This is a genomic window from Marinobacter alexandrii (genome assembly GCA_039984955.1).
GTDB lineage: Bacteria > Bacteroidota > Bacteroidia > Cytophagales > Cyclobacteriaceae > Ekhidna.
This window is the reverse complement of record JBDWTN010000005.1, coordinates 448,992-475,160: the sequence shown is the minus strand read 5'-3', so window position 1 is coordinate 475,160 and position 26,169 is coordinate 448,992. Positions and strand designations below refer to the sequence as shown.

The 26,169-nt window shown below is 37.7% G+C and carries 23 protein-coding genes; 9 read left to right on the top strand and 14 right to left on the bottom strand.

Features of this window, described 5'->3' with window-relative positions:
* Window positions 1–2 precede the first annotated feature (2 nt).
* Both ABJQ32_02845 and ABJQ32_02840 read right to left on the bottom strand, forming a co-directional pair.
* Window positions 3–725 carry a diphthine--ammonia ligase gene (locus ABJQ32_02845; GenBank protein ID MEP5288556.1) on the bottom strand — a complete coding sequence of 241 codons (723 nt, stop codon included), beginning with the start codon at window positions 723–725 and terminating at the stop codon, window positions 3–5.
* Complete coding sequence (locus tag ABJQ32_02840) at window positions 715–1,038, bottom strand: TraR/DksA C4-type zinc finger protein (protein ID MEP5288555.1); 324 nt, start codon at window positions 1,036–1,038, stop codon at window positions 715–717. The genes ABJQ32_02845 and ABJQ32_02840 overlap by 11 nt, the downstream gene beginning before the upstream one ends.
* Window positions 1,039–1,130: 92 nt before the next feature.
* Between ABJQ32_02840 and ABJQ32_02835 the strand changes: the two genes are divergently transcribed.
* On the top strand, window positions 1,131–1,904 hold the full coding sequence (locus ABJQ32_02835; GenBank protein ID MEP5288554.1) for a hypothetical protein: 774 nt from the start codon (window positions 1,131–1,133) through the stop codon (window positions 1,902–1,904).
* A 56-nt stretch (window positions 1,905–1,960) separates the two neighbouring features.
* Here ABJQ32_02835 and ABJQ32_02830 read toward each other — a convergent pair whose 3' ends face one another.
* The 6 genes from ABJQ32_02830 to ABJQ32_02805 all read right to left on the bottom strand — a co-directional run bounded on the left by ABJQ32_02830 (window position 1,961) and on the right by ABJQ32_02805 (window position 6,796).
* The gene (locus ABJQ32_02830; protein MEP5288553.1) at window positions 1,961–2,293 is read right to left on the bottom strand and encodes a cupin domain-containing protein; all 333 of its coding nucleotides are present in this window, start codon (window positions 2,291–2,293) and stop codon (window positions 1,961–1,963) included.
* Window positions 2,290–2,640, bottom strand: a complete 351-nt coding sequence (locus tag ABJQ32_02825; protein ID MEP5288552.1) for a hypothetical protein — start codon at window positions 2,638–2,640, stop codon at window positions 2,290–2,292. Before ABJQ32_02825 ends, ABJQ32_02830 begins: the two co-directional genes overlap by 4 nt.
* A gap of 26 nt (window positions 2,641–2,666) precedes the next feature.
* Entirely contained in the window at window positions 2,667–3,257 is a 591-nt protein-coding gene (locus ABJQ32_02820; protein MEP5288551.1) for a 3'-5' exonuclease, read from the bottom strand.
* Complete coding sequence (gene nhaC / locus ABJQ32_02815) at window positions 3,250–4,740, bottom strand: Na+/H+ antiporter NhaC (GenBank protein ID MEP5288550.1); 1,491 nt, start codon at window positions 4,738–4,740, stop codon at window positions 3,250–3,252. Before nhaC ends, ABJQ32_02820 begins: the two co-directional genes overlap by 8 nt.
* 83 nt (window positions 4,741–4,823) lie before the next feature.
* Entirely contained in the window at window positions 4,824–6,140 is a 1,317-nt protein-coding gene (locus ABJQ32_02810; GenBank protein MEP5288549.1) for an AarF/ABC1/UbiB kinase family protein, read from the bottom strand.
* On the bottom strand, window positions 6,140–6,796 hold the full coding sequence (locus tag ABJQ32_02805) for a hypothetical protein (protein MEP5288548.1): 657 nt from the start codon (window positions 6,794–6,796) through the stop codon (window positions 6,140–6,142). The genes ABJQ32_02810 and ABJQ32_02805 overlap by 1 nt, the downstream gene beginning before the upstream one ends.
* A gap of 142 nt (window positions 6,797–6,938) precedes the next feature.
* On the opposite strand from ABJQ32_02805, the gene ABJQ32_02800 reads away from it, so the two are divergent.
* Entirely contained in the window at window positions 6,939–8,735 is a 1,797-nt protein-coding gene (locus tag ABJQ32_02800) for an ATP-binding protein (protein MEP5288547.1), read from the top strand.
* Here ABJQ32_02800 and ABJQ32_02795 read toward each other — a convergent pair.
* Both ABJQ32_02795 and ABJQ32_02790 read right to left on the bottom strand, forming a co-directional pair.
* Window positions 8,732–9,850, bottom strand: a complete 1,119-nt coding sequence (locus tag ABJQ32_02795) for an FAD-dependent oxidoreductase (GenBank protein MEP5288546.1) — start codon at window positions 9,848–9,850, stop codon at window positions 8,732–8,734. The two genes, ABJQ32_02800 and ABJQ32_02795, sit on opposite strands and share 4 nt — an antisense overlap.
* A gap of 13 nt (window positions 9,851–9,863) precedes the next feature.
* Window positions 9,864–11,480, bottom strand: coding sequence for a VRR-NUC domain-containing protein (locus ABJQ32_02790; protein ID MEP5288545.1), 1,617 nt, complete (start codon window positions 11,478–11,480; stop codon window positions 9,864–9,866).
* A gap of 169 nt (window positions 11,481–11,649) precedes the next feature.
* Between ABJQ32_02790 and ABJQ32_02785 the strand changes: the two genes are divergently transcribed.
* Window positions 11,650–13,197 (top strand): YHYH protein, encoded by a 1,548-nt coding sequence (locus tag ABJQ32_02785; protein ID MEP5288544.1) that lies wholly within the window; start codon window positions 11,650–11,652, stop codon window positions 13,195–13,197.
* Between the two features lie 2 nt (window positions 13,198–13,199).
* Complete coding sequence (locus ABJQ32_02780; protein MEP5288543.1) at window positions 13,200–13,838, top strand: hypothetical protein; 639 nt, start codon at window positions 13,200–13,202, stop codon at window positions 13,836–13,838.
* Here ABJQ32_02780 and ABJQ32_02775 read toward each other — a convergent pair.
* The gene (locus tag ABJQ32_02775; GenBank protein MEP5288542.1) at window positions 13,794–16,073 is read right to left on the bottom strand and encodes a UvrD-helicase domain-containing protein; all 2,280 of its coding nucleotides are present in this window, start codon (window positions 16,071–16,073) and stop codon (window positions 13,794–13,796) included. The two genes, ABJQ32_02780 and ABJQ32_02775, sit on opposite strands and share 45 nt — an antisense overlap.
* A gap of 375 nt (window positions 16,074–16,448) precedes the next feature.
* Between ABJQ32_02775 and ABJQ32_02770 the strand changes: the two genes are divergently transcribed.
* Window positions 16,449–16,856, top strand: a complete 408-nt coding sequence (locus ABJQ32_02770) for a DUF1761 domain-containing protein (GenBank protein ID MEP5288541.1) — start codon at window positions 16,449–16,451, stop codon at window positions 16,854–16,856.
* Between the two features lie 52 nt (window positions 16,857–16,908).
* Here ABJQ32_02770 and ABJQ32_02765 read toward each other — a convergent pair whose 3' ends face one another.
* Together ABJQ32_02765 and ABJQ32_02760 are read right to left on the bottom strand one after the other, a co-directional pair.
* Window positions 16,909–17,406: a hypothetical protein gene (locus ABJQ32_02765; protein MEP5288540.1), complete on the bottom strand. Its 498-nt coding sequence runs from the start codon at window positions 17,404–17,406 to the stop codon at window positions 16,909–16,911.
* Window positions 17,407–18,762, bottom strand: coding sequence for a M24 family metallopeptidase (locus ABJQ32_02760; GenBank protein MEP5288539.1), 1,356 nt, complete (start codon window positions 18,760–18,762; stop codon window positions 17,407–17,409).
* Between the two features lie 101 nt (window positions 18,763–18,863).
* On the opposite strand from ABJQ32_02760, the gene ABJQ32_02755 reads away from it, so the two are divergent.
* On the top strand, window positions 18,864–20,498 hold the full coding sequence (locus tag ABJQ32_02755) for a tetratricopeptide repeat protein (protein MEP5288538.1): 1,635 nt from the start codon (window positions 18,864–18,866) through the stop codon (window positions 20,496–20,498).
* 120 nt (window positions 20,499–20,618) lie between these two features.
* Window positions 20,619–22,379: a hypothetical protein gene (locus ABJQ32_02750; GenBank protein MEP5288537.1), complete on the top strand. Its 1,761-nt coding sequence runs from the start codon at window positions 20,619–20,621 to the stop codon at window positions 22,377–22,379.
* 160 nt (window positions 22,380–22,539) lie between these two features.
* Here the strand turns inward: ABJQ32_02750 and ABJQ32_02745 are convergent, their stop codons facing one another.
* Window positions 22,540–23,727, bottom strand: coding sequence for a hypothetical protein (locus tag ABJQ32_02745; protein ID MEP5288536.1), 1,188 nt, complete (start codon window positions 23,725–23,727; stop codon window positions 22,540–22,542).
* 158 nt (window positions 23,728–23,885) lie between these two features.
* Between ABJQ32_02745 and ABJQ32_02740 the strand changes: the two genes are divergently transcribed.
* Both ABJQ32_02740 and murI read left to right on the top strand, forming a co-directional pair.
* Window positions 23,886–25,259 (top strand): cystathionine beta-synthase, encoded by a 1,374-nt coding sequence (locus tag ABJQ32_02740; GenBank protein ID MEP5288535.1) that lies wholly within the window; start codon window positions 23,886–23,888, stop codon window positions 25,257–25,259.
* An 84-nt stretch (window positions 25,260–25,343) separates the two neighbouring features.
* The gene (gene murI / locus ABJQ32_02735; protein ID MEP5288534.1) at window positions 25,344–26,168 is read left to right on the top strand and encodes a glutamate racemase; all 825 of its coding nucleotides are present in this window, start codon (window positions 25,344–25,346) and stop codon (window positions 26,166–26,168) included.
* The last annotated feature ends 1 nt before the right edge of the window (window position 26,169 follow it).

The following is a 26,169-nucleotide window of genomic DNA, read 5'->3' as shown; positions in this document are numbered from 1 at the left end:
GGTTAACCTTTATTTTTTGAAAATGGTTCTAGATCAATTATGTCGATGAACCAAAAGTCCATCAAGCCTTTACCAGATGGGTCAGGGTATGATCGCTTGATTTTTTCTCCCAACTGGAATTGAATTGGCTGTTTGAAAATTGGTCCATCATAGCAAAATGTATGGAATTCCCCATTTTCCCCACAGGGATCAATTCCATTGGGTAAATCAGCAATGAATGAATGATCTATCTCTCTTCCTAAAAATTTCTTTCCTAATGTATCGTTCGCGCAAACAACAATTGCTTTGAAGCCAGAATCAATGAATTCGTCGATTAGCATTCGCGTATCTTCTTGCCAAAGAGGGAATACGGTTTTCATTCCCATTTTTTCCATTTCTGATTCTCTATACTTCTTTAAGTCTGCAAGAAAGATGTCGCCATATGCAGAATAGGTATACCCATTTTCTTTTACACGACTCATTACACGATTCATCCTTTCTTCATAAATATCCATGGAAGCCTCTTTTGGTATGGATACCGTCGACCAATCAATCCCTGTAGCATCAAGCTGTCTTTGTAAGATTGGGTAGGGAGTTCCATGCATGGTTACTCTCTGATAATGCTCATTGATGGTAGTTAGCAATTGATCAACCTGAAATTCTTTTTTCTGTAAAAGTCTAAATAGAGCTAAAGCCGAATCTTTTCCAGAACTCCAATGAAAGACTACTTTTTTCTTATCGGGCACAATTCACACATTTATTACTTTCAGGCATTAGGAGGATTCTTCCAATCGGAATGGTTTGGTTGCATCGGATACACTTTCCAAAATCCGGTTTGTCTATATTGTCAAATGCTTGATGAAGTTTGGAAAGTTTACCTTCAGCTTGGCGCAAAGCTGATTCAGTGATACTCTTGTTATTGATGGCATCCATTCTGGAAATTCGACCTATTGAGCTATCCAATGAAACAGGTTTCGACTGTTCCTTGTAATCATCAATGAGGTTTTGGGTTTTAGTTATTTCTTCTTCGATTTTTTTTCTTATTTCGTCGACTTCCATAATCGAAAATATCAATAATATGAGAGCTATTCCGAACAGATTCTTACTTTTGTATTTAAATAAGAAAAATTTATCTTTTTAAGAGAATAAAAATGAAACACCTTAAAAAAATTGTACTGCTTTTAGCTGTCGTCTCTTTGATATTTAATGTATCATGTAGTAAGGATGATGGAGATGATGTAACTACTGACCTGAGTGAATTAGAGTTTGTCTTTGATCAGTCTAATCCACCAGTAGATCAGACAATCATTTCCAACCTCAGTAGTTCTGGAGATGCAAATGCAACACAGATTGCATCGCAACTTTCAATAGCCAACCTGATGACCCTTTACCTTGGTTTCTTTGAGGAAACTCAAGGATCTATAAAGACGAATACGCCTATTGGGACATGCGGTGGCGATGCTGTAGTTTATACGTATACGGCATCTGATGGTGTAGAGTCCTTTACAGTGGCTTATCAAATTTGCGAGACCTCAGATAAGTATACGTTTCAGGTATTGACTTCTCAAAACGGTGTTGATTTTAATCTATTGATCTATGCTGAGGAGTCTAAAGCTGACTTACGAGAAGGGCTTATGAACATCTATGCAGGTGACCCAACTGATGTTGAAGCGGGTTCAGAAATTATCATTGCATATACATGGAAAGAAAATAGTGATGGTTCATTTGACTATACGGCTTCAAATGATGACGCTGGATTTTTGCTTTCTATCAAAATAAATGCGGATAACTCTGGAACGTTGAGTTATAGACTAGATGGGGTTTTGTTCTATGAAGCTACATGGAATTCAACAGGAACTGCTGGAACTTATACCAATTATGATAGTGAAGGCAATGAGGTTGCGTCAGGCAACTGGCCTGGATAGTTTTGATGAAATAATTGAAAAAGAGCGATTCAAATTTTGAATCGCTCTTTTTATTTCTATTCCGTCGTACCAAGGTAATCTTCACGCACTGGGGCAAAAACATCCAACAATTTACAATCGGTAATTGCCACACCAGAATGTGGAATATTGGATGGAATGACAGCTACATCTCCTGGAACCAGTCTTTTAGTTTCCCCATTTACTGTTAGCTCATATTCTCCTTCAAGTACATTCGCTACTTGTTCATGGTGGTGTGAGTGCTCTGGAAGCGGACTTCCTTTTTTCACATCCCAATAAGCGAAAGTCATTCGCTCTGAATGAACAAACCTTACCGTATATCCAGGTAAGATTTCCTTTGAGTTGATTTTATCTAATTCTCTAAATATCATTTTTTCTTTGTTGGCTTAGGCTTCAGCGTTTGAGCGAACTCAAAACTCTTTTGCATGTATTCGCTGATTTCATTGGTTTTTTTTAGCATGCTGTCTGGTACATGAACATAGCCGTTCATTACAGCACCATAGGATATAGCTGGTTCTGCATTGTACTTCTTCATAAAGTCTTCTTTATCTTCTTTGGATAGTCTGATAGCTACATAGCCCTCTTTTGCTACGAACGAAAACATGTTGCCATTTAACGAGGTGTACGGCATGTTTTTTCCTTTTTGCTCGAGACCAACTGATTTTAACAAATCAGCGTATAATTGAATCGTTTCTTCTGTCGCTTCACTTTTTGCCATAATGAAAGATAAAAAATAAGATGAAGTTAAGCGTATCCTCTTTTTCTTAATTCATCATGAATAGCCAGACATATCCAGGCATCTGTGGCTGCATATTTTTGTTGAGCAGGGCTAAGTGTCTCATTTTCCCAGTTTGATACCTGTTGATTTTTCGATATTCGAGCGTCCAAAAATATGGCAGCTAATTTCTTGACACCCATGTGAACTACTCCTAAATCTCTTGCAACATCATTCATATCCACGAATGATCCGGGCATAAACTTTCTAACCTTTTGCAAGTCTTTGAGGTCATCAGTGATACTTATTCCTAACTTTAGAATCGATTCGTTTTCAAATAGATTGAAAAGGGATTTTGGATAACCCATCTTATTCAATCGAAAAAGGAAAGCTTCATCAAGCGTAGACAGCTGAACTAAAGCGGTATGATTGTACTCACCTTTATTGAAAGCAGGCTTAGCTTCAGTGTCAAAACCAATGACGGATTCTTTATTCAGAATATGTACTGCTTCGTTACAATCTTCTTCTGTTTCGATGACATTTATTTCTCCTTCGAAAGCTTGTAGCGGTAGGGCTTGAATATCTTCCTTGGTGATATTTTCAGTAAATCTGTTATTCACTTTTAGCTCCCAGTTTTTTGATCTTGTAGCCTGTGTAACCTACTATCATTGTCATGATAGGACTAATGATATTAAAGAAACAGAATGGTAAATAGGAGAGTGTTGCTACTCCCAGGACTGTAGAGTGATATGCACCGCATGTATTCCAAGGGATCATAACGGAAGTTACCGTACCTGAATCCTCCAGTGTCCGACTAAGATTTTCAGGAGCCAATCCTTTTTCGCGATAGGTATCAGCATACATTCTTCCTGGAACTACTATGGCTAAATATTGATCTGAGGCAGTTAGATTGAAAAATACACAAGTTCCAACTGTAGAAGATATAAGTGACCCTGTAGAGTTTACCTTAGAGATAATTGCTGAGGCAATTCGCTTAAGCATTCCCGATCCTTCCATTACACCTCCAAAAATCATTGCTGAAAGTATTAACCAAATGGTCCCTAGCATACCTGCCATACCAGAACTGCTTAATAATCCTTCGTCATCTAGAACTCCATTTCCTGTTGTGAACGCAATGTCTCCAAACATAGCCTGCATAGTTCCAATGAAGCCATTTGTGAGAGCTGGAGAAATGCTATAAAAATCGTCGTAAAGTTTACCGTCAAAGCTGGCTGTTGCGGCCACTTCAGCTACTAGATTTGGCTGAAAAATCAACGCAAAAACAACCCCAAGAAGTGTTCCTATAAGCAGAGCAGGTAATGCTGGCATCTTTTTTACAATCAACACAACCACAACTATTGGTACAATAAATAACCATCCAGAAATATTGAATGTAGAATCAATGGCTTCAAGTATTGCAGCCTTCCCTTCGATTGCTCCATCAGCGGAATTTGTGAATCCTATCACCAAAAAAATAATAAGTGCTAGAATGATTGATGGAACAGTGGTGATTGTCATGTATCGAATGTGAGTAAAAAGATCTGTTCCCGCCATGGCAGGGGCAAGATTTGTTGTATCGGATAGGGGAGACATCTTATCTCCAAAATATGCTCCTGAAAGAATCGCTCCAGCGACCAACCCTTCTGATATACCTAAAGCTTGACCTATCCCAATTAATGCAATACCCACTGTGGCTGCTGTTGTCCATGAACTACCGGTTGCTATAGATACAATGGAACAGACGATGCATGCAGCAACTAGAAAAATGGTAGGATTAAGAATCTGCAGGCCGTAATAAATCATTGCAGGTACTACACCACTGAGCATCCATGCACCTGCCAAAGCTCCAATAAGCAGTAGTATTAGAATGGACGCCATTGCTGAACTGATACTTTTTACAATACCTGTTTGAATCTCTTCCCACTTGTAACCAATTTTGAAAGCTACAATGGCAGCTACTCCTGCAGACAGTATGAGAACGATTTGATTAGAGCCTCCGAGTGCCTCACTTCCAAATATCCCGACATTCACTACCAGAAGTAGTATCAAGAAAATGATGGGTATGAAAGATTCCAGTAATGTGGGTTCTCGTTTTGTGGTCATATAATGTTGTTCTATAACCCTCGAAAATAGAACATTTAAAGAATATTCTCCCTCCGGGTGAGGGAGTTAAACTGAAAATCATTTCATACGACCGCTTTCAAAAAGTCAATCTTCGTACAATCTACTTTAGCTCCTAAGGCATGAAGAATATTGTATAGACCAAAGAATGTCCTGTTGAAGTAGATGAAATGTCTTGATCCTCTTGCTTGAAGTCTGCTCATCTCTGGATCTTTAGCGAGATTATCTCCCATCATATAGATCTCAGTGAAATAAGAATCATCGCTGAAATCGAATATGCCATCATTGAAAGGCCTTGCAAGCAATTTGATTAAGTCCGTAAACATTGCGGTAACAATTTTTACGTCTTTTTCAGGGTCTGTCGGACGGATGATTTCTAGGCGTTTGAATAGCTCATTTACTCTTTCAGCATCTTCAAGTACTGTATTGCTTGCCAGCTCGAAGTAAGCATCATAAAAGTCATCTGGAATATGTTTGATACACCCAAAGTCGATAACTCCAAGATCATTTTTCTCGTCGATAATGAAATTTCCCGGATGTGGGTCTGCATGCATCATACGTAGCTCATGCATCTGAAACATATAGAAGTTCCACAAAATTTGTCCGAGTCTATCTCTATCTTCTTGTTTTTGCTCTCGTTTCATCCACGCACCAATAGGCTCACCATCGAGCCAGCTCATCGTTAATATTTGATTAGCTGAGAGTTCCGGGTAGTATGTTGGAAAAAAGACACCATCGATATTTTTGCATTTCTCTGCAAAATCCATGGATTGTTTTAGTTCAAGCGCATAGTCCGCCTCTTCCAGCAACTTTCCTTCCACCTCTTTCATGTATGGCTCAACCTCTTTCCCTTTGACATTCATCAATTTGAGAGCAAATGGCTTAGCTAGTTTTAGATCACTTTTGATGCTATCGCCTACACCAGGATATTGAACTTTTACTGCCAATAGTTTTCCGTCCAATTCAGCTTTATGTACTTGACCCATGGATGCAGCGTTGCTGGCCGTTTTGCTGAAGTCATTGAATATTTCGTTCGGCTCCTTCCCCAGATTTTGTTTGAATGTTTTCTTAACTAATGGGTAGGATAGAGGAGGAGCGCTATATTGGGCCATTGCAAACTTATCAGAATAAGCTTTTGGCAATACATTTTGATCCATACTCAATAGTTGAGCCATCTTGAGTGCGCTTCCTTTTAATTCACTCAATGAGTTATAAATGTCTTTTGCATTTTCTGTATCTAGCTCTTCCTTGTCCAGCTTGCCTTTGATAGCCGCCTTACTGTAAGCTTTTACATAGTTGACACCCACCTTTGCTCCAGTAGAAACAAACTTACTGGCACGTTTTACTTTGCCAATTGGAATTCGATCAAGTTCTTTTGCCATTATGCGGTAGCTTTTGAAAAGCCCATTTTTTGTAGGAAAAATTTACTAAGGTCAACAATGGATTCAAGTGCAGGAAGTTCGCCAATATCAAATGCGGTTCGCGTTGATTTTTCAATAAAGACGTCCGTATCTTTAGCATCACCAGAATCGTCTTTTACCCAGAACATAAGCATGGCTATAGTGTGGGACCACAAAACTTTTTTATAAGCTGCTTGAGTACCATCCTGTTCCTTTCCTGGAAGGAATTCAAAGGTTTTTGCCCAATCAATATCCGAGTCATTAATAAGCTTTTGAGTTTTTCTTAGCTCGGTAGGAAGCTCTGTAGGCTTCTTGCCTTCTAATTTGTATAGTATATAAGATCTATCCGACTTTATAACTTCTAAAAGGGTATATAAAAATGACAGATGCTTTTCTCTTGAACTCATCTCTTCAAAATCAGGATCGTTATCGATTACCTTCATTGTTTTGAGGTAATAATCTTCCCAAATAGATGCTTCTATATTTTTTAGTGAACCATAATGCTTATAAAATTCATCATCTGAAATTTTCAGATAATTACTGAAGATTCGAACTGTCTCAGGTTTTTTTCCTTCATCTAAGAGGAAATTTTGATAACCTTTTTGAATTGAAGATTTAGAAACTGCTTTTTTAGCCATGAGTAAATCAATTGATTATAGTATTAAACCAATATACGATAAGGATAGTTTTAAGAAGTTTTGATTTATTTCATCAATTATTTTGGTTTTACAACCATTAATTGTCAATTTTTCCATACCGTCAAATTGATGATCTTTATATATGTGCCATCGCCTTCTTATCAGTCTAATTGCCTTAGGTTTATTTACTTCCGTATGGAGTAATGAATTTACGCAGACGAAAGAGGACACCTTAGACCTTTACTGGTTTACTTCTAAGCCGTTTATTTATGAAAATGAGGCTGGTGTTCTGGAAGGGATCGAGTTTGAGATATTGACGACTTTTCAAGAATTCTTACAGCTTGAAAAAGAAAAAAGTGTCCATTTGAATTGGATCAAAGCCAAGAGTTTTCCCAATATCTTGAGTGTCATCAAGACCACAGATAATCCAAATGTTTTAGGAGTGTCAGCACTTTCAATTACAGACAAACGCAAAGAATACGCAGCTTTTACGGTTCCTTATTTACCAGACATAACTGTGCTGGTATCTAGTAAGGGTACGCCTATTGTCAGGTCTTTTGATGAAATGAATGCAATGATGTCAGAGATGGATGCCGTGACCATACGTGAGACAAAGTACGAAGCGCTTCTTCAAAACCTAAAACGTCAATTGAATGTCGATTTTGATATTATTTACATTGAAAGTGAGCGTAATGTGATTGAAGGAGTAGAGGAGGCAGATAATCGATTCGGATTTATTGACCTCCCAGTTTATCTTTTGCTTATTGAAAGAGGAGGTGATGTTACGCGACAAAATTTCTTTACAATTAAGGGGCAGGGTTATTCTTTCATTATGCCTTTGGAAAATAGGTGGAAAGAATACTTTGATGAATTCCTTTCTTCTGAGAAATTTTCAGAAAAAATCTCGTCAATCATTTCCAGCTACATGGGAGAAGAACTTTATGCATTTATTGATGAAGTGTATGCTGGTGATCAGATTGGGACTTCCATACTCACGAAAGAGAAAGAGTTACAATTGGCGTTGATTAAAAATGCTAATCTAAAACTGGAGGAGGAGCAAGCTTTTAGAAAAGTTCTTACCATTGCTATCTCGGTAACATCTATCTTTTTGATCGCTATTGGATATTTATTTTATAATAACCAAAGGACAACAAAGCTCATACTAGGGCAGAATTCTCAGATAGAGGAGCAGCAGGAGGATATTCGTCAAAAAAATGAACAACTGATGAATAGAAACGCTCAGTTGGTTGCCTTAAACGAAGAGAAAAATAACCTTGTGAAGATCCTTGCGCATGATATTAGATCACCGCTGAGTCAAATAATTATGATAGCTGATATTATTAATCAGAAAATGGCAGATAGTATTGAAGAGTCAGATCAAAAACTGCTTGGTCAAGTTACTGCCAGTGCTGAGAGAATTAATCAGATGGTAACCAAGATTCTGGATGTAGATGGTCTTGAAGAAACGAGGATAAAAGTTCTTCAGGAACGTGTAAACATTACCGTAATCATGCGTGATGTCGCTCAAAGGTACCGTCCAATAGCAGCAAAAAAGGGAGTTGAATTGACTGTTGAATTGTGTGAAAATCATAACATGGTTCGTACAGATCATTTGCTGCTTTTGCTAGTTCTTGAAAACTTGATATCCAATGCAGTTAAATTCTCGGATGCCAATACAACAGTTGAGTTAAAGTCTGAATGTGCCTATGATAGTGTGCTTTTCAAAGTATCCGATGAAGGTCCTGGTTTTTCAGAAGAGGATAAAAAGAAGTTGTTCAATCGCTTTCAGAAATTAAGTGCCAAGCCGACTGCCGGAGAAGCTTCAACTGGATTAGGACTTTCAATAGTGAAAAAGTACGTTCAGGATCTTGGAGGAAAGGTTTGGGTAGAATCGGAGGAAGGGAAGGGAAGTACGTTTTTTGTGAAATTATCGGTTTAATCAGCTGTAAGAAGTTCCGCCACCTCTTCACCTACTAAACTCCCAATAGCTACACCCATGCCGCCAAGTCTAACACCCATGGCTATTCTATTGGAAAGTTTCTTTACTATTGGGGATTTATTTGATCCAAAGGCCATTATACCTGACCATGTCATTTCTATTTCATATTCCTGATCAGGAAGAATGATGGTTTCTAAATCTTCAATTAGCTTTTTTTTAACAGACTCATTAATGCCAAATGAATCTGTTTGTTCTTCTTCCAGAGCGAGATTGCGTCCACCTCCATACAATAGCTTGTCATAGTAGTCTCTGAAATAATAGTACCCATCATGATAATGGAAGGTTCCTTCAAATTTTAATGGTTGCTTTGGGATGATGCTCATCACGATACCTCTTCCAGGAACTATATCCAGTTCTTCTTTTTTTAAGAGTTTTTTTGTGAAGGCATTGGTACAGATTGCCACTTTTTCGGACTTAAAAACTACATCATCAGATGCTACCCTGACACAGGTTTCTTCCTCTTTGATATCTGTAACATGACAACCAGTATGGACTTTAATTCCTAGTTGATTACAGTAATTCCAAAGCGATGATATCAGCTTGCCAGTATCTAGTTGGCCTTCAAAAGTATTTTCAATCAAGTCTGTCGTTGTTCCAAATCCAAATGCTTCAAGCTTTTCATTTGCATTTCTAAAAACAGATCCTTGAAAAAGAGGACTTAGCAGAGAGTTTACATACTCAATTTGCTGCAGAGCATTTGATGAACGATCAAAAATCAACTCATATCCATTCTTGACCTGTAGATCGATAACACTTCTACCTAATCTCTGACATGTTTTTTGAAGTCCATCCCATCTTTTTTCGACTAGGCTAATCATTCCATTTTCTCCAAGAGTTTCTACATCATTTAGAAGCTCTGAAACGCTACCAAAACAAGCAAACCCGGCATTCTTTGTACTCGCCCCAGTGGGTAATACTCCTTTTTCCAGAACAATAACGCTAAGTGAAGGATCAAGCTCCTTAAAGGTAGCAGCAGCAGATAAGCCTGTAATACCAGCTCCTATGATTGTGACATCTGCGGAAAGAAATGATTGCTTTTCCCAAAGACTATGCATAATTCAGGTTAAGTTAATCGGAATACTGAACTCGCAAAACATCGACTTTAATTTTTGTTGCTTGAAGAAAATCTAACCAAAATAGTTGCTGAGCAGACAATTGATCATTTGGCGATTTGACTTCATAGAAGATGTACTCATCATTATTCCATAGAAATAGGTCAGGGAAACCGGTGCTATTTTCCTTCATATTTTTAGACATCTCTATTAAAACCTTTTTTAGCGATTTTAATGGGATTTTGGAAGCCATAATGGTAAGGTTTGGAAGAAGCGATTTATGCCATGTTACAAATCTATTTGCTGTTCCCATTTTTTCATCATGAGTTCGTTTCAGCGAGGTTTCAAGTTGTTTTTTGGTTCGTAGTGTTCGCAGTTTTTCTTCCAAGAGGTTTTGGCGTGTTTCAAAAAATGTAGCATCATTGAGATCTGATGGCTGTCGCTGAAGCGGATGATGAAATGACCCATGTCTTGTATCGAAAATGATCTCCCAAAAAACCAGTCCAAATAAACCTCGCCAGAGGTAGTTTTCAGCATGAGTGCCATCCCATCCTAACTCTTCAAAGTAACTTAAAACGGCATTTTCAACACGTTCATTCTGAGGGGTTGGAATGGAAATGCTCGGAGCACTTTTCAATCGCTCGGTCATGCTGCGATTGATTCGAATACCTTTTCGATTTAAATAGTCTGTTGCAAAAGTGAGCTCTGAAGCATTTGATGGTTTATCAAGTATTTGATTAGCTATTTTGATTGCTTCTTCTTTTTTGTCTTGTTTTTCAAGAATTCTAATTCTTCTCTCTCTCGCAGGATGTTGATCAATGAGTGAATAGTATTTAATAGCATCTCCCAATAAATCAACTTGTTCAAAGTAGTAAGCAACTTTTAAAAGCAACTTTGTTGTAGACTTGGCTGATTGGGGGAAACTAAGCCATACATGCCATGGAAGATCCTCCAAATAATCTTCCAATGGAAGATTTTCCGATAATAGATCTCGTACCATCCTTCTTAATTGCGATACATGCATGACAGCAAGAGCTTCTTCACGAGATTGGAACCAAGGTTTAAAATTTTCTGACTCTAGTTTTTCAATTTTCACATTCCCAACATCCCTGATGACAAAATCGGTGACTCCACCATAGCGATTGCCAAAGAAAAGCAGCTTAATAAATTCGACCTCTTCGTTCTTCAATACCTGAGCAACTTCTTCTCTTTCATGAATCAAAACAAGGTCTTCAATGGTAAGTTCACCCAGAAGTTCGGACTTTTTTTGAGGTTTAAGCAAGAAGTCAAAAGCCTCAATTAGTTCGTTTTTTGTAAACAGATTGAATTGAATTGGATCATCGCTTTCATTGATTTGAATGAATCCATGATGAATTAATTCACTTTTAGCTTCATGTAAATCCGGAATTTCTGCGTAAGAGACTTTATTTATTCTGAAGAAATCTCCTCGTCTATTAGAAAATCTTAGATATAGACACTGTGCTTGTTCAGAAAGATTTCTAAATGATTGGTAAAACAGATGCTCTGGCATATCCAGAACATGATCATACTGTTTTTCAACAAACTCCAAAACATAATTGAAGTAGTCTAAATAATACTTTTCTGGCAATATGACGGGCTCACTCTTAGACATTCAAATTAGGAAACGCTTATAAAAGTACACCTGTAATTTTTTTTGGTTTCAACAATTCAAAGTTATTCTGATTCTGAAAATCATGAACAGTAGCTACATGAAATTAATTTTATTCTAACACAAGTTTTTCCTCTACTTGTCATCTAACAAAAAACGCTTAGACACGACTATGAAAAATACTTTATTATTACTGCTAGTGGCAGTTTCCATCTTTTTGATTTCTTGTGGGGAGGATGGTGACACAAGTTCACCTACAAATAATGCTCCTGGAAATTTTACTGTATCTATCAGCAATATTACATCTATATCTGCTGATATATCATGGACTGCAGCTTCAGATCCGGATGGTGATGAAATCAGTTATTCCATCAATACAATCTCTGGTTTTTCTGGATCAGAGGCGGTCACGGTAAATGCCAATAATGAAGGGACAATCACAGGGCTTACTGCAAGTACAGAATATGTGGGTGAAGTTGTGGCTTCTGATGGGAATGGAGGGGAATCCAAAGGATCCTTTTCTTTTACGACGACTACTGTAGGTAATTCAGGACCTGAATCTTTCAGTGTCACAGTCGGTACTCTCACACATAATACTGCTTCTATTTCATGGACTGCAGCTTCAGATCCGGATGGTGATGCTGTTACTTATTCAGTAGAAATTGGATCGGAAGAAATTGCCTCTGAGGCGACAGAAACTACTTATACAGTTTCAGGTTTAGCTTCTGGTGTGAGTTTTTTAGGAAAAGTAATTGCAGATGATGGAAATGGAGGAACAGCGGAAGCATCTTTTGATTTCACTTCATATGTTGTTGATATTTCTCAATACTCCTCTATGGAGGGATTCGTTAGTGCAACACTTGTGGATTGCAACTATGCTGAATCTGGATCTGGCAAATGCTATGAAATTGTATTTAATAGTAATCCTGTTGATGATGAGGGTCCTTTTTGCCCAGAAACAACTTTTGACGTAGGCGGATTTGGTAATTATGACGGTACTACCAATCCAGGGTTTCAGGTGATGAAAGCTTCGTTGTTTGAGTCCATGGAAAATGATGGCTATGATATCATCTCTGATGTCGCTAACATGAATGGTAGCTTTGATATAACGATAGAAACTGTTGTGCCAGGAGGGGGTAGATCTGAAATACCAATGATGGGTCCAAGTGCAGCATGCCTGGAACCCGCACCAGATGATAATCTCACATTGACCTTCCAAATCCCAGCTGTACCATCATCCATAGGTACACCAGATGATATTGAAAGTGTTGAGTTTGTTGGTTTGGCATTCGATGGTGTACCGATAAATGGCGCTCCGCCTTCCGTAGTAGGAAACAATGGAAAGATTCCATCATTGGATAGGTGCGGTGGGCACCACGATCCTGCTGGGTACTACCACTGGCATTTCTTAGCGGCTCACATGGATGCAACGCTTGATGCGAATGGATTGTTGGATGTGGATAATGACATTCAGTGTTCTAAGAAAACTCAGAGTTCTACTGCACTAGTTGGATATGCAAGAGATGGATACCCTATCTACTCAGGTAATGATATGGATGATTCCACTCCATCAGATCTTGATGGATGTAATGGACATACGGCTCCAACGGCTGATTATCCTGATGGTGTGTATCACTATCATGCATCTACAGACATCACCAATGTGCCTCCATGTATTATTGGGAAGCAATCTGTGAACTCTTTTGATAAACCTTCTTGAGTATGAAGAGACTTTTTTTGGTAGTATTTTTATTCGGTGCGATCGCAGTTAATGCCATCGCACATAATGCTAAAATCGCTACATATACGCTCAGAGATACGGGTGCTGGTTGGTTCGTTGAAATGAATTTTGCGCAATCAGCTATTGACGCTCAGATGATCAAAATTCATGGAAAGGATAGGCTCCAAGAGATCGATGAAAATGATTACAAGAATCTGTTTTTGAGCTATTTACGTGATAATTTTAAACTAAGAGTAGACGGCAAGAAAGTAGAATTTGAAAATGGAGGAATACTTCTCGGAAGCCATCAGACGGATGTGAAATTTGTTTTGCCTGAAATTCCTCTGAATCCAAAGTACTTGAGTGTTTACCTTCCAATGTTTGAGGATGTCTACAACCAGACAAATCTTTTCAGAATTTATAGAGGAGGAGAGAGTTTTACGAAATTCTTTTTAAGTGAGGATAATGAATTTTCAGTAAACGCTGAAATCACTTCCAATGGGATAATAGCAGTAGATCAGCCAGTTACATCAAACAGTATAGCCGTTATAGCTGGAGGAATGACATTGCTAATCTTGATTATTTCCACTATCGCATTATTCAGATCCAGAATCCAGAATTCTAAGTTTAGCAAAGCTTAGGAGGAGGGTTTTCTCTCCCGCTTTTTCAAAATCAACTTTTGCTTTTTTATTCGCCCCCTGCTCATCAATAGTGGTGACAACTCCAAAACCAAATTTTGGATGCTCTACCTTCATTCCTTCAGCAAGGTTGGAGGTATCACTTGGTTCAAAGTCAGCGCTTGGTCGATGATTTACCTTAGCAGCAAATCGTTTAGTTGTATTTTCTTTTTGAATGTTATTGACAAAGTTTTTAGTCACATAATTCACTCCTGGAGAAACAGGATCACTTGAGGAAAATTTACGGTTGACTTTAACAAATTGAGGATCTACTTCTTCAAGAAACCGACTAGGTTCACAATTTTTCAATCTTCCAAATCGATAGCGGTTAAGTGCATAACTCATATAGAGTTTCTTTTCTGCTCTTGTAATAGCTACGTAAAACAGACGTCTCTCTTCTTCCAGGTCTGCACGGCTGCTGAGCATCATTTGAGAGGGGAACAGTTCCTCCTCTAATCCTACAATGAATACGTATGGAAATTCCAATCCCTTCGCCATATGGATCGTCATTAACGTTACTGCATCGTCTGATTTTTGATTACGATCCTCATCTGTAAGAAGTGCAACATCCTGAAGAAAAGACCCAAGACTTTTATCTTCACGATTTGGATCGTCAGTAAATTCTTTGATGGCGTTCAGGAGTTCCTGTGTGTTCTCATACCGGCTCATGCCCTCTATGGTTTTATCTTCATAGAGTTCCTTTAACAATCCGGAAGTCTTGGCTATTTGAGAAGCAGTTTCATAAGCATCCTTTTTCTCATTCGTAAGTCGAAACGATTTAATGAGTGTCGCGAAATTTTCAACTTGAGTTCCACCTTTTCCACCAACATAGGAACTAGCTCTCTCCATGATTTCCCAGAGTGTCTTCCCTTCCTCACTTGCAGCTACAACCATCTTATCAATGGTGCCAGGGCCAATTCCTCTTTTGGGAAGGTTGATGATCCGACGCATACCCGTTTCGTCGTTCGGATTTACAGTATATCGGAAGTAAGCCAAAAGGTCTTTTATCTCTTTTCTCTGATAAAATGATAAACCACCAACAATGCGATAACGAATGTTATTTCGTCTTAGAGCTTCTTCAATAGCTCTGGATTGGCTATTGGTACGGTATAAAACTGCAAACTCTTTTTCAGAGGCATGATTATGCATCTTCGTTTCAAAGATTGCGGAAGCTACAAGTTTCCCTTCCTCGTTATCAGAAGTGGACTTGATCAATTCAATAAGATCACCCTCCTGATTTGCCGTCCAAACGTTTTTCTTTAATTGGGCTGTATTCTTATTGATTACAGAGTTTGCTGCATTTACAATGGTCTGAGTGGATCTGTAATTTTGTTCTAACCGAATGGTTTTTAGATCGGGGTAATCTCTTTCAAAATTTAAGATATTCTGAATGTCCGCTCCACGAAAGGCATAGATACTTTGAGCATCATCACCAACCACACAGATATTCTGTCTTACGGCTGCAAGTCTTTTAGCTATTAAGTATTGTGAGATATTTGTATCCTGAAACTCATCAATCATTACATAGTGAAAACGCTGCTGATACTTATTTAGAACATCAGGATGTTCTTGAAATAAGATATTCGTATTGAAAAGCAAGTCATCAAAATCCATTGCATCAGCGGCGAAGCATCTTTCCGAGTAGGCCTTATATATTCGCCCCATCTCCGGTCTCATATTCTGAGTGTCATCTTCTAAATAGACAGGGTTGTTTTGGTATTCCCTCCATGATACCAGCCTATTTTTGGCACTAGAAATCCTGTTATAAACAATGTTTGGCTTGTATACTTTATCGTCCAGATTAAACTCTTTTACAATAAGTTTAATGAGAGACTTAGAATCATCCGTATCATAAATCGTGAAGTTGCTAGGGTATCCAATATGGTGTGCTTCCGATCTTAGTATTCTTGCAAAAACAGAGTGGAAAGTACCCATCCATAGATTCTTTGCTTCACTTCCAACCATCTCCTGTATACGTTTCTGCATCTCACGTGCAGCCTTATTCGTGAAGGTTAGTGCCATAATGTTGAAGGGATCAACATTATGAGCTTTAATCAAATGGGCGATTCTATAGGTGAGAACTCGTGTTTTTCCTGAACCTGCACCAGCAATGATCATGCATGCTCCTTCTACGTTTACTACACCTTCTTTTTGTGGAGGATTTAACTGATCAAGATAATCTGCTTGCGCTTCTGCCATCTCGCAAATCTATTTGATTTGACTAACAAAAATTTCGACTGAGGTCTATAAAAATTCAGGAAACAAAGTGGAAAAATTTATTCAAAACAATGAATGCCAAGAAGCATAGGAATATGACCACTTCCGTGATTAGTATGATGTTACTTGCTCTAAAGAATGGCTTTTTCACAGCGGCGAAAGACGAGTTGTGTTTTAACTTTTGCAATTGATAAAATTAACAACATTAATGAAATGTTATTGCAATGTTAATCTCAGACTTTTTAATAATCTTAAATCTTTACTCCTTTATTTATTTTGTGAGTAAGCTACGTCAATAAACAATGATGGATTTTTTTTATCTTGTTTTCCCTAAAACTAACTTAACTACTCTTAATTATGGATTTTTCATCAATCAACTGGCTTGCTGTTTTAGTAGCAACTGTTTCATCATTTATCGTAGGAGGTCTTTGGTACGGACCTATTTTTGGAAAGGTCTGGATGGCCGAAATGGGATTTACAGAAGATGACTTAAAGAATGCTAACATGGCAAAGATTTACGGGAGTGCATTTGTGTTAGAATTTATCATTGCCTTGCAGCTTGCATTTTTTATGGGACATGGAAGTAGTGAGCCATCCGTAGGTCAAGGAGCAGCTTATGGCCTGCATATAGGCTTATTTTTTATTGCTGCTGCTATGGGAGTGAATGCATTGTTTTCACGAGCAACGCTGAAACTGTGGTTTATCAATGCTTTTTACTTTGTGATACTATTGACACTCATGGGTGTGATTCTTACGGTGATGTAGATAGCTACAAATGGCTAACAAAATAAAAAAGAATAACTCTCAATTTGAGAGCTTATTCTTTTCTGTTAAATACTCCTTTGTGATACACTTGATCACACTCACTATCTTTCAAAGAGCATACGCGATAGAGGTATTCATCTTTTGATATAAACACCCAACTATCCCTTAGTAATAAACCTCCATATTGGTATTCATAGTAAATGTTCTCACCTTGGATCTTAACAATTCCTTTGCTGACGCCACCAAGTTTGTCGAATTCATAAAACTCAAGCTGGTTGCTTTCATTATTTAAAAATCTCACACCTTCATTTCTTAATCCAAATTCAAGCGTTTCAGGATCAGTAGCAAAGGTTTTGACTTTAATTATTTTTCCGTCCAGGCCCCAGGAAAACTCCTTTACTGTCTTTCCTTGATGCCCTCCAAGTTGCTCCCCCTCAGATACCCATGCACTACCAACTAAATTGGAGAATACTGTTAGAGGATTCTCCTGCGATGATGCAGAGAGATAAACACCAGCAATTAATGATATAGTAAGCGTGATTCTATTCATCTAATTTCTTGAGTTAGGATATAGTATTCGTGGAATTGTCATAATCTCGGTTTGCCTACCATCAATATATCTTACACCTTGACCATCAAAATAGGCATCTTCTTCCAGCATAATCCTTATTTCCTTTCCCCATTCCTCAAGATATACTCCGGCATTTAATTCTATCGAGTGTGCCGTTTTTGGATAAAGAGGGTAGTCACCTTTGCCTGGTACACCTCCTTGCTGATCCCATAATCCTATGGTAGGACCAGCGGCATGTCCATGGTATCCAATTGGATGAGTATAAATCACACCTTTTATCTCTTCAGACTTGCATTGATCCAATGTAGCTTTTAAAATTTCATTACCACTTCGACCAGTTTTGAAATTGGATGTTAATATATTCTGAACTCTACTTCCTTTTTTGAAAGCATCCTTTAAAAAATTAGGGACGCTAGTCTCTCCTGACTTCAAAACATATGCATGCTGTTGCGTATCAGTATTTAACCTCAAATAAGTGATTCCGAAATCTACATGCAATAAATCTCCTGGATAGATGATTTGCTGTTCTGGTCTTTCAGAAAATGACCTAAGGTGATCGAAAGATTCAGGGTCCTTCCGCTGGATAGATACCGAAGGGTGAAACCAAGCGGTGAAGCCAAGTTGCCTTATTCTGTCTCTATACCACCAAACAACATCGTTTGTGGTCGTAATGCCAGGTTGAATTACTTTTTCAGAGAAGCCTTCTGCTATAATTTGATGCGCTATTCGCACGATGTTTTGATACACCCTCATCTCACTTTCTGTACGAGTCTCTAACCATCCGATGGCAACATTTTCAGCACTTACTACCCTGGATTGATATTTCTTAGGAAGAACATTCATCAGCATGTCGTGATGGGTAGCAGAAATACCATCAGCTAAAGCAAAATTTCCTGATTTATTGATACCTATTTTCTGAGGATCTTTATCAGCTATCATGTCAGCTAGAGCTTTCCATTGATCTGGTTGTTCTTCCTTATTCCAAATGGTCTTGAAAAGCTCACCAGTATTGTATCTAGACATTCCAAACGTTTCTAGCGATTTTCCATTACCAGGATTGTACGCAATGAGCATAGTTGTTCGTCTTGCAGATTGCCAGGTCGCAGGAAGTAGCGTTTTGATTACTGGATCTTCATTATATTCTCTTGCAATAACAATCCACATATCTATGCCTGATCTATTCATAATTTCGGGTAGTACTGTTTCTACTCGTTCTTTCAACCAATTATCAATAACTTCAGCTCTTTCCTGCATTGATAATATCTTTGGGAGATAGGGATTTTGAGCTATGGATGTTAAAGGTGAAATGAGGAGAAGAATGAGAAACTTTTTCATAGGTCTAGGAGTTTCAAGGTTTGAATCAATTTATAAATAATAACAACACTACAGAATCATCGGTGTAATAATAATTTTGATTTTTTCTTTTCTGTATTTCAATGAAAAAAATATACTTAATCGCTTTACTCACTTTTATCCAGATATCTGCTTTTGGTATTCAAAAGGTAGATAGCCTCAAATATGAGCTGTTTAAACATGAGCAGGAAGATACGATCAAAGTTGATTTATTAAATAATCTTGGATATGAGTATTGGATCATCAATCCGGTTGAGTCAATTATTTATGGGCAGCAAGCGAAGGCACTTGCTCAAATTCTGAATGATTCTTCCGGGCTTGCTTTTTCCAATAGAGTTATAGGGGTAGCACATTGGGCAAGAGGAAGTTATGATAGAGGTTTAGAATATTTATTGGAGGGGTTATCATTATACACGAGGTTGGATGATAAGCTAGGAAGAGCAAATTGTCTGATGAACATAGGATTAATCTATTCAGATAGATCAGATAATAAGTCTGCAACAGAATACTTTTTTGAAGCTTTAAAGCTATTTGAAGAGGAGGGGGCAGAGAACAGATCGGCGACTACTTATGTCAAACTGGCTACTATTTTTATCTCCGAACGAAAATTTAGTGCAGCAATAGATTTTTTAGAGCGCGCAATGAATATTCATGGCGCTGATTCATTTGTTTATGGGATGTCTGAAGTTTTAAATAGATATGGGCTATTGAATATTGCTATGGAACAATATGATAGCGCAAATTTTTATTTGGAGAGTTCTTTAGAAGTAAGTAAAGAAATCGAAGACATAGATGGTGTTACAAAAAATCACATTGACTTGGCCGAGGTGGCCTTACGCACTGGTAATTATTCAGAGGCAGAGCAGTTGCTTCAGGAGGGATTGGTTTATGCTCGAAAGATTCATTCCCACAAATGGCTCAAAGAGATATACAAGGGACTTCAACAGATAGCTAGGAGAAACGGGGACCTTGAGAAAGCGATCGAATTTTATGATCAGTATACGCTAGAAAAGGATAGCATTTTTAATGAGGAGACTTTAAAAAATTTGACAAAGCTTGAGGCTGAACTTGCGACTGCAGAACAACGAAGACAACTTGTAGCAAAAGAGAAGGAGATCTTGATCTTGGAAAAAGAATATGAACTCCAACGTATTCGATTGATTATACTAGTGATCATAGTTTTGGCTGTGCTCATCACTTCATTACTTATAGTAAGGAATAGAAGATTAATAGCAGAAAAAAAGGAGGAGAAAGCTAAAGAAGAGGCAGATAAAATTAAGCGAGATTTAGAATCTAAGAACAGAGAACTTGTTTCTTACACGGTCAATTTTGTTCAAAAAAATCAATTGTTCGAGGAGTTAACAAATTCAATTGGAGATCTTAAGAAAAAGTCTAAGGACAATGCAAAAGAGTTGACCTCAATGGAGCGAACAATTAGACGCCATCTTCAAATAGATAGGGACTGGGAGGATTTTAAACTACGATTCGAAAACTTACACACAGGTTTTTTTGATAAGCTTTTGGCACATGAGTCTGGATTGACAGGAAATGATTTAAAACTTTGCGCCCTGGTTAAAATGAATTTCAATATCAAAGAGATCGCTGATATGATAGGTATCTCCACTGAAAGCGTCAAAACTGCTAGATACAGACTAAAGAAAAAGTTGAATCTGGAAAGTGATATATCTATAAATGACTTTCTAAATACTGTGGAATAAAATAGTTTAAGGAATGTGACCTATTGTCTATCGTTGGATCACAGCTTGTATACCTAATTATAAGCACAAATTCTAGCACATCCTTGATTTTTGCATGCGTTACCTAAAATTTAGAATGCATTGAAAAAATCAATTGAGTTATCACTGATCAGAAGGATAATTGTAATGGTTGGTGTTGTATTGGCTATTGTGCTACTTTCTTCTTGCAAACAGAAAGAAACATTTCAAGCTCCAATGTTTGAAGAAATTGGAGATTATAGAATGGACGTTTCGAGCTCCTCTAAGAATGCTCGGAAGTTTTTTGATCAAGGAATGGTTTTCACATTTGGATTTAATCATGGTGAGGCTGCACGGTCATTCAGAGAGGCCATTAGACTAGATAGCAATTTCGTTATGGCATATTGGGGTTTGGCATATGCATTAGGGCCAAACTATAATGCTCCACTAGATCCAACCAACAAAGATGAAATAATGGATGCGGTGTATAAAGCCTCAAAATTAAAAACCGATGCAGAATCATGGCAAAAAGATTTGATAGAGTCAATTGAAATCAAATATGTGGAAGTGGAAGAGGCGAATGATCCTCAATTAGAAGCATTTGCACAAAAAATGAAGGAATTGAGTGAGCTATATAATGATAACGTCGATATTCAAACGCTTTATGCTGAAGCATTAATGCTTCTTCATCCTTGGGACCTATATGATTATAAAGGAGGGCCTGCTAAGACATGGACACCAGTGATTTTATCGGTGCTAGACAAGGCGCTTGATCTAGACCCCAAACATCCATTAGCTAATCACCTATACATTCATGCAACGGAAGCATCAGATCAACCAGGTTTAGCGTGGAATGCTACAAAAGAACTAAGTAGTATTATTATTCCAGGTGCCGGTCATATTGTTCATATGCCTTCACATACTTATATAAATACTGGAGATTATCACCTTGGAACAGAAGTCAATCTTACAGCAGTGATTGCGGATAGTATCTATTTAGATCAATGTGAATCACAAGGGGCATTTCCATTATATTATTATCATAACTATCACTTTCTTGCTGCTTGCGCAGCACTTGAAGGTAGAGGGGCACTTGCTATTGAGTCTTCTTTTAAAATGACAAATACAATAGACAAAACACTGTTAGGTACCCCTGGGTTTGAAACAACCCAGCACTTTATGACAATCCCTTATAACGTGCTTGTGAAGTTTGCACAATGGGAGAAAATATTAACTCTTAGCGCTCCAGATAAACAATATCCATACATGACTACAATTTGGCACTATGCAAGAGGCATGGCATATGCGAATTTAGGACAGGTTCAAGCAGCAAATAATGAGCTCATTTCACTAAAAAACACACAAAATGGAGCTGGGTTTTCAGAGTTTCTTGTATTCGGAATCAATCCTGGTCAAATGGTAGTCGATATAGCTATGTATGTGTTAGAAGCAGAGATTGCTCAGAAAGGGGGGGATTATGTGTTAACCGAAGACTTATTATTAAAAGCAGTAGCTGTAGAAGACAGTATGAGTTATAATGAACCTCCGGATTGGTTCTTTTCAGTTAGGCATATTCTAGGAGACTTCCTCATGAAGCAAGGCCGGTATATGGATGCTGAGGAAGTATACAAAGCTGATCTATCACATTTTCCGAAAAATGGATTTGCTTTGAATGGACTATATCACAGCCTATTGTTTCAATCTAAGAAGGATGAAGCTAATAAGGTGAAAAATGATTTGGAGACTGCTTGGTCTCATGCTGATAGTGACCTTAAATTTTCTCGAATTGATGAGGGTAAAAGAAGAAATTTAGCGCTTAAAGTAGAACCTAAAGATCCAAGCGACTTAATGAGGATTTCAACCTCTTTTTGCAGTTTTTTTTAGTAGTAGACCTTTTGTCTACCATAAAAAATAGGTTCACTAGAGTCATCAAGTAATATTTGCAACGTCTTCTTCTCAAATATTAGGTTTTGATAAGAGAAGACAATTACTCTAAAGGCGGAGTAATTTTTGGTGGTAGGGGCATCCTCTCGGATGCCCTTTTTTATTTTACTATAATACGATTAGTCAATTGGTCTCCCTCAGAAGTTATTACCTTCAAGAGGTAGATGCCTTTCGTAAGGTTATTTACATTCACCAAATAGTTTAGTGGATTTTCTTGCTTAGTATCTTCTCTTAAACTCCCGGCAGTTCCTCCCGATAAGCTGTAAAAAGCGATTTCTTGAATTTGAAAAGGTTGACTGGATGATATATTCAGTGTGCCATCTTTGATGACAGTAGGATAAGACTTGATTTCAATTGATTCTTTTTGAACAGAGGTATTAACTCTTGTGATTTCAAAAAACTCAAAAGCGCCATCAAAGTCTACTTGTTTGAGGCGGTAGTACTCGACTGAGGCATAAACGAACTTATCAATGTATTGATAATCTATGACTTTGTTCGTGTTTCCATTACCTGATATTTGACCAATTTCATAAAAATTTTCGCCATCTTCTGATCGTTCTAGTACGAAATAGTCATTATTAATTTCTGAGGCTGTTGCCCAAGCAATGCTGACATTTTTGTCAATAGAAGAAGTTCTGAAGTACAATAATTCTACTGGTAGAGGAGTTGCTCCGTCTCCATTTATAAATTCCTCTATTGGAGAAAAACCATCATCCGATAAGTCATCAATAGTTTGTTGTTGATCCCCACCAGTTCCAGTTTCTCCAGGAATAAAGGCATCTGCACTTCCCGAGTAAGAGCCCGCGTAGACAGCACCACCACCAGAGTATGAACCCTGACTTCCTGATTTTCCAAAATTGCCTGATACGACTAACGTACCTGAAGTAGCAATGTCAATTTTATTTGAAAACGATGCATCGCCCAAAATGATTACTACTGAATTAGCACCGATATTTAAATCCATAGATTTATTGGCAAAGGACCAATCTCCATATACGATCAAAGTATCATTGTCCTCTATAGATAATGAGCCATTGCTATTTGAGTTCGCAAAACTCATATCTATTCTGTCACTGCTAGATGTGCCAACAGTTACATAATGATCTACTGATATGGTTTGATTGGAGAATGCGAGATTGTCGTCACCCGCGTTTACGGTAAGTGTTCCAGGAAAGCTTCCTCCAGACCATGTTGCGTTAGTTGTCCACTGACCTTGCTGGGAAGAGGACTGACCACTAACGGTAATGGTTATTAGTATAAATAAAATTGAACCAAGATTTCTGATCATAATTTTAGCGATTATAATAAATCTACGTAAATAGATACCTTTTTGTATTGGTAAGTAACTCTTTGTTGGAGTATTAAATTTTATTCTTCGACCAAACATTCATATTACTTGTTGACCTGCTTTTTTCTACCTTTGAGCCATATATCAAAAACTGATAAATGAATTATCTCAATAATCTAACGGAGGGAATCGGAAATACCCCACTTCTAAAACTCAATAGTGTTAATAAAGGCATAAAAGGAACCATTTTAGTAAAGGTTGAATATTTCAATCCAGGCAATTCTATTAAGGATAGAATAGCACTAAAGATGATAGAAGATGCTGAGGAAAAAGGGATTTTGAAGCCTGGGGGTACTATTATCGAAGGTACTTCAGGAAATACTGGAATGGGACTTGCTTTGGTGGCTATTTCCAAAGGGTATAAGTGCATTTTTACTTTGGCTGACAAACAAAGCAAAGAGAAAATGGACATTCTGAGGGCGGTAGGAGCAGAGGTAATTGTATGTCCAACCAATGTAACGCCTGAAGATCCAAAATCTTATTATTCGGTGGCAAGACAATTAGAAAAGGATATACCTAATTCTTTTTACCCTAATCAATACGACCACCCTGCGAATGCTGAATCTCACTACGAAACAACAGGGCCAGAAATTTGGAGAGATACAGATGGAAAAATCACACATTATGCTGCTGGTATGGGTACAGGAGGAACTATCAGTGGTACTTCTAAATACTTGAAGGAACAGAATCCTGATGTAGTGACTATAGGTTTAGATTCTTACGGGTCTGTATTCAAAAAGTATAAGGAAACCGGAATTTTTGATGAAAAAGAAGTCTATCCGTATCTCACGGAAGGAATCGGAGAAGATATTCTTCCTAAGAATGTTGACTTTGATATGGTTGATCATATTCTGAAAGTAACTGACAAGGACGCTGCAATAATGACCAGAAGATTGGCTAGAGAAGAAGGATTATTTATAGGTTGGTCATGTGGCTCTGCTGTATTTGGAGCGCTCGAGTTTGCAAAAGGCAATTTGAAAGAAGATGATGTGATGGTTATCATTCTTCCAGATCACGGTACAAGATACCTTGGTAAAGTCTATAATGATGATTGGATGAAGGATCATGGTTTTCTTGAAGAACGGAAATTTGCAACTGCCAAAGACATTATTCAACATAGAAATGGATCATCAGAACTGGTAACCATTAATCAAAAATTAAAGGTTGGTGAGGCCATTAAGACCATGAATCAAAAGGGAATAGATCAAGCTCCGATTGTAGACGGGAGTAACTTTGTCGGAAGTATTTCTGACAGTAGAATATTAAGTAGCCTCATTGAAAACCCAGAATTAAAAGATAAACCCGTTGCTGATGTCATGGATAAATCTTTCCAGTTTGTATCACCACATGAAACGATTGATGTAATGTCTTCAATGCTAAATAGGGAAACAAAAGCTTTATTGGTCAGAGATCAGGCCAATGATGTTCACATAATTACGCAAAGTGACCTTTTGGTTGCAATGACGAATTGATTAAATTTGATAAGTACAATTAAATTTTAACTCTTTACTTGCAGTCCCGACGTGTATTCGTCGGGATTTTTATTTGCAATACGGATGAAATCGAATCAGCCAATTGGAATTTTTGATAGTGGAATAGGGGGACTCACTGTTGCCAAAGCAGTAAAAGAGGTGCTTCCTGATGAGTCCATTATTTATTTTGGGGATACAGCCCACTTACCATATGGAGATAAGTCGACGGCAGCAATTCAAGCCTATTCCGTTCGTATTGCTGAGATGCTTTTGACTCAGAAATGTAAGGTTATTCTTATAGCGTGCAATTCAGCCTCATCTGCGGCATATGATCTTGTCATTGAATATGTGGGCAAAAAAGCAAAGGTGTTTGACGTAATTAACCCAACGATAGATTTCATTCGAGAGAATCATCAAGATGACACCATTGGGTTGATCGGTACGAAGCAAACAGTTTCGGCAGGTGTATATAAGAAAAAAATTCAAGAGCTTAATCAAAGTATCAAATTTAGGTCACTAGCTACTCCTCTTTTGGTCCCTATGATAGAGGAAGGAATCTATGATGATGAGATAAGTAGAAATGTGATTGCAAAATATTTGGGAGATCCTATTTTGAACGATATCAAATCGCTTATTCTTGGATGTACCCATTATCCAATCATCAAAAGCCAGATTTTAAATCATTACAGTTCTCATAAATCTGAAGTTGAAATAATTGATTCTGCCAATACAGTAGCCAATGCTCTCAAATCTTTTCTTGAATTTCATCAACTAAAGAATCGAGAGAAAAAATCAATGGATAAATTCCTGGTATCCGATTTTACTGAGTCATTTGAGATGACTACAAAAACTTTCTTCGGTAAAGAAGTACATTTGGAGAGAATTCCGATATGGGATGAGTTGTCTTAAA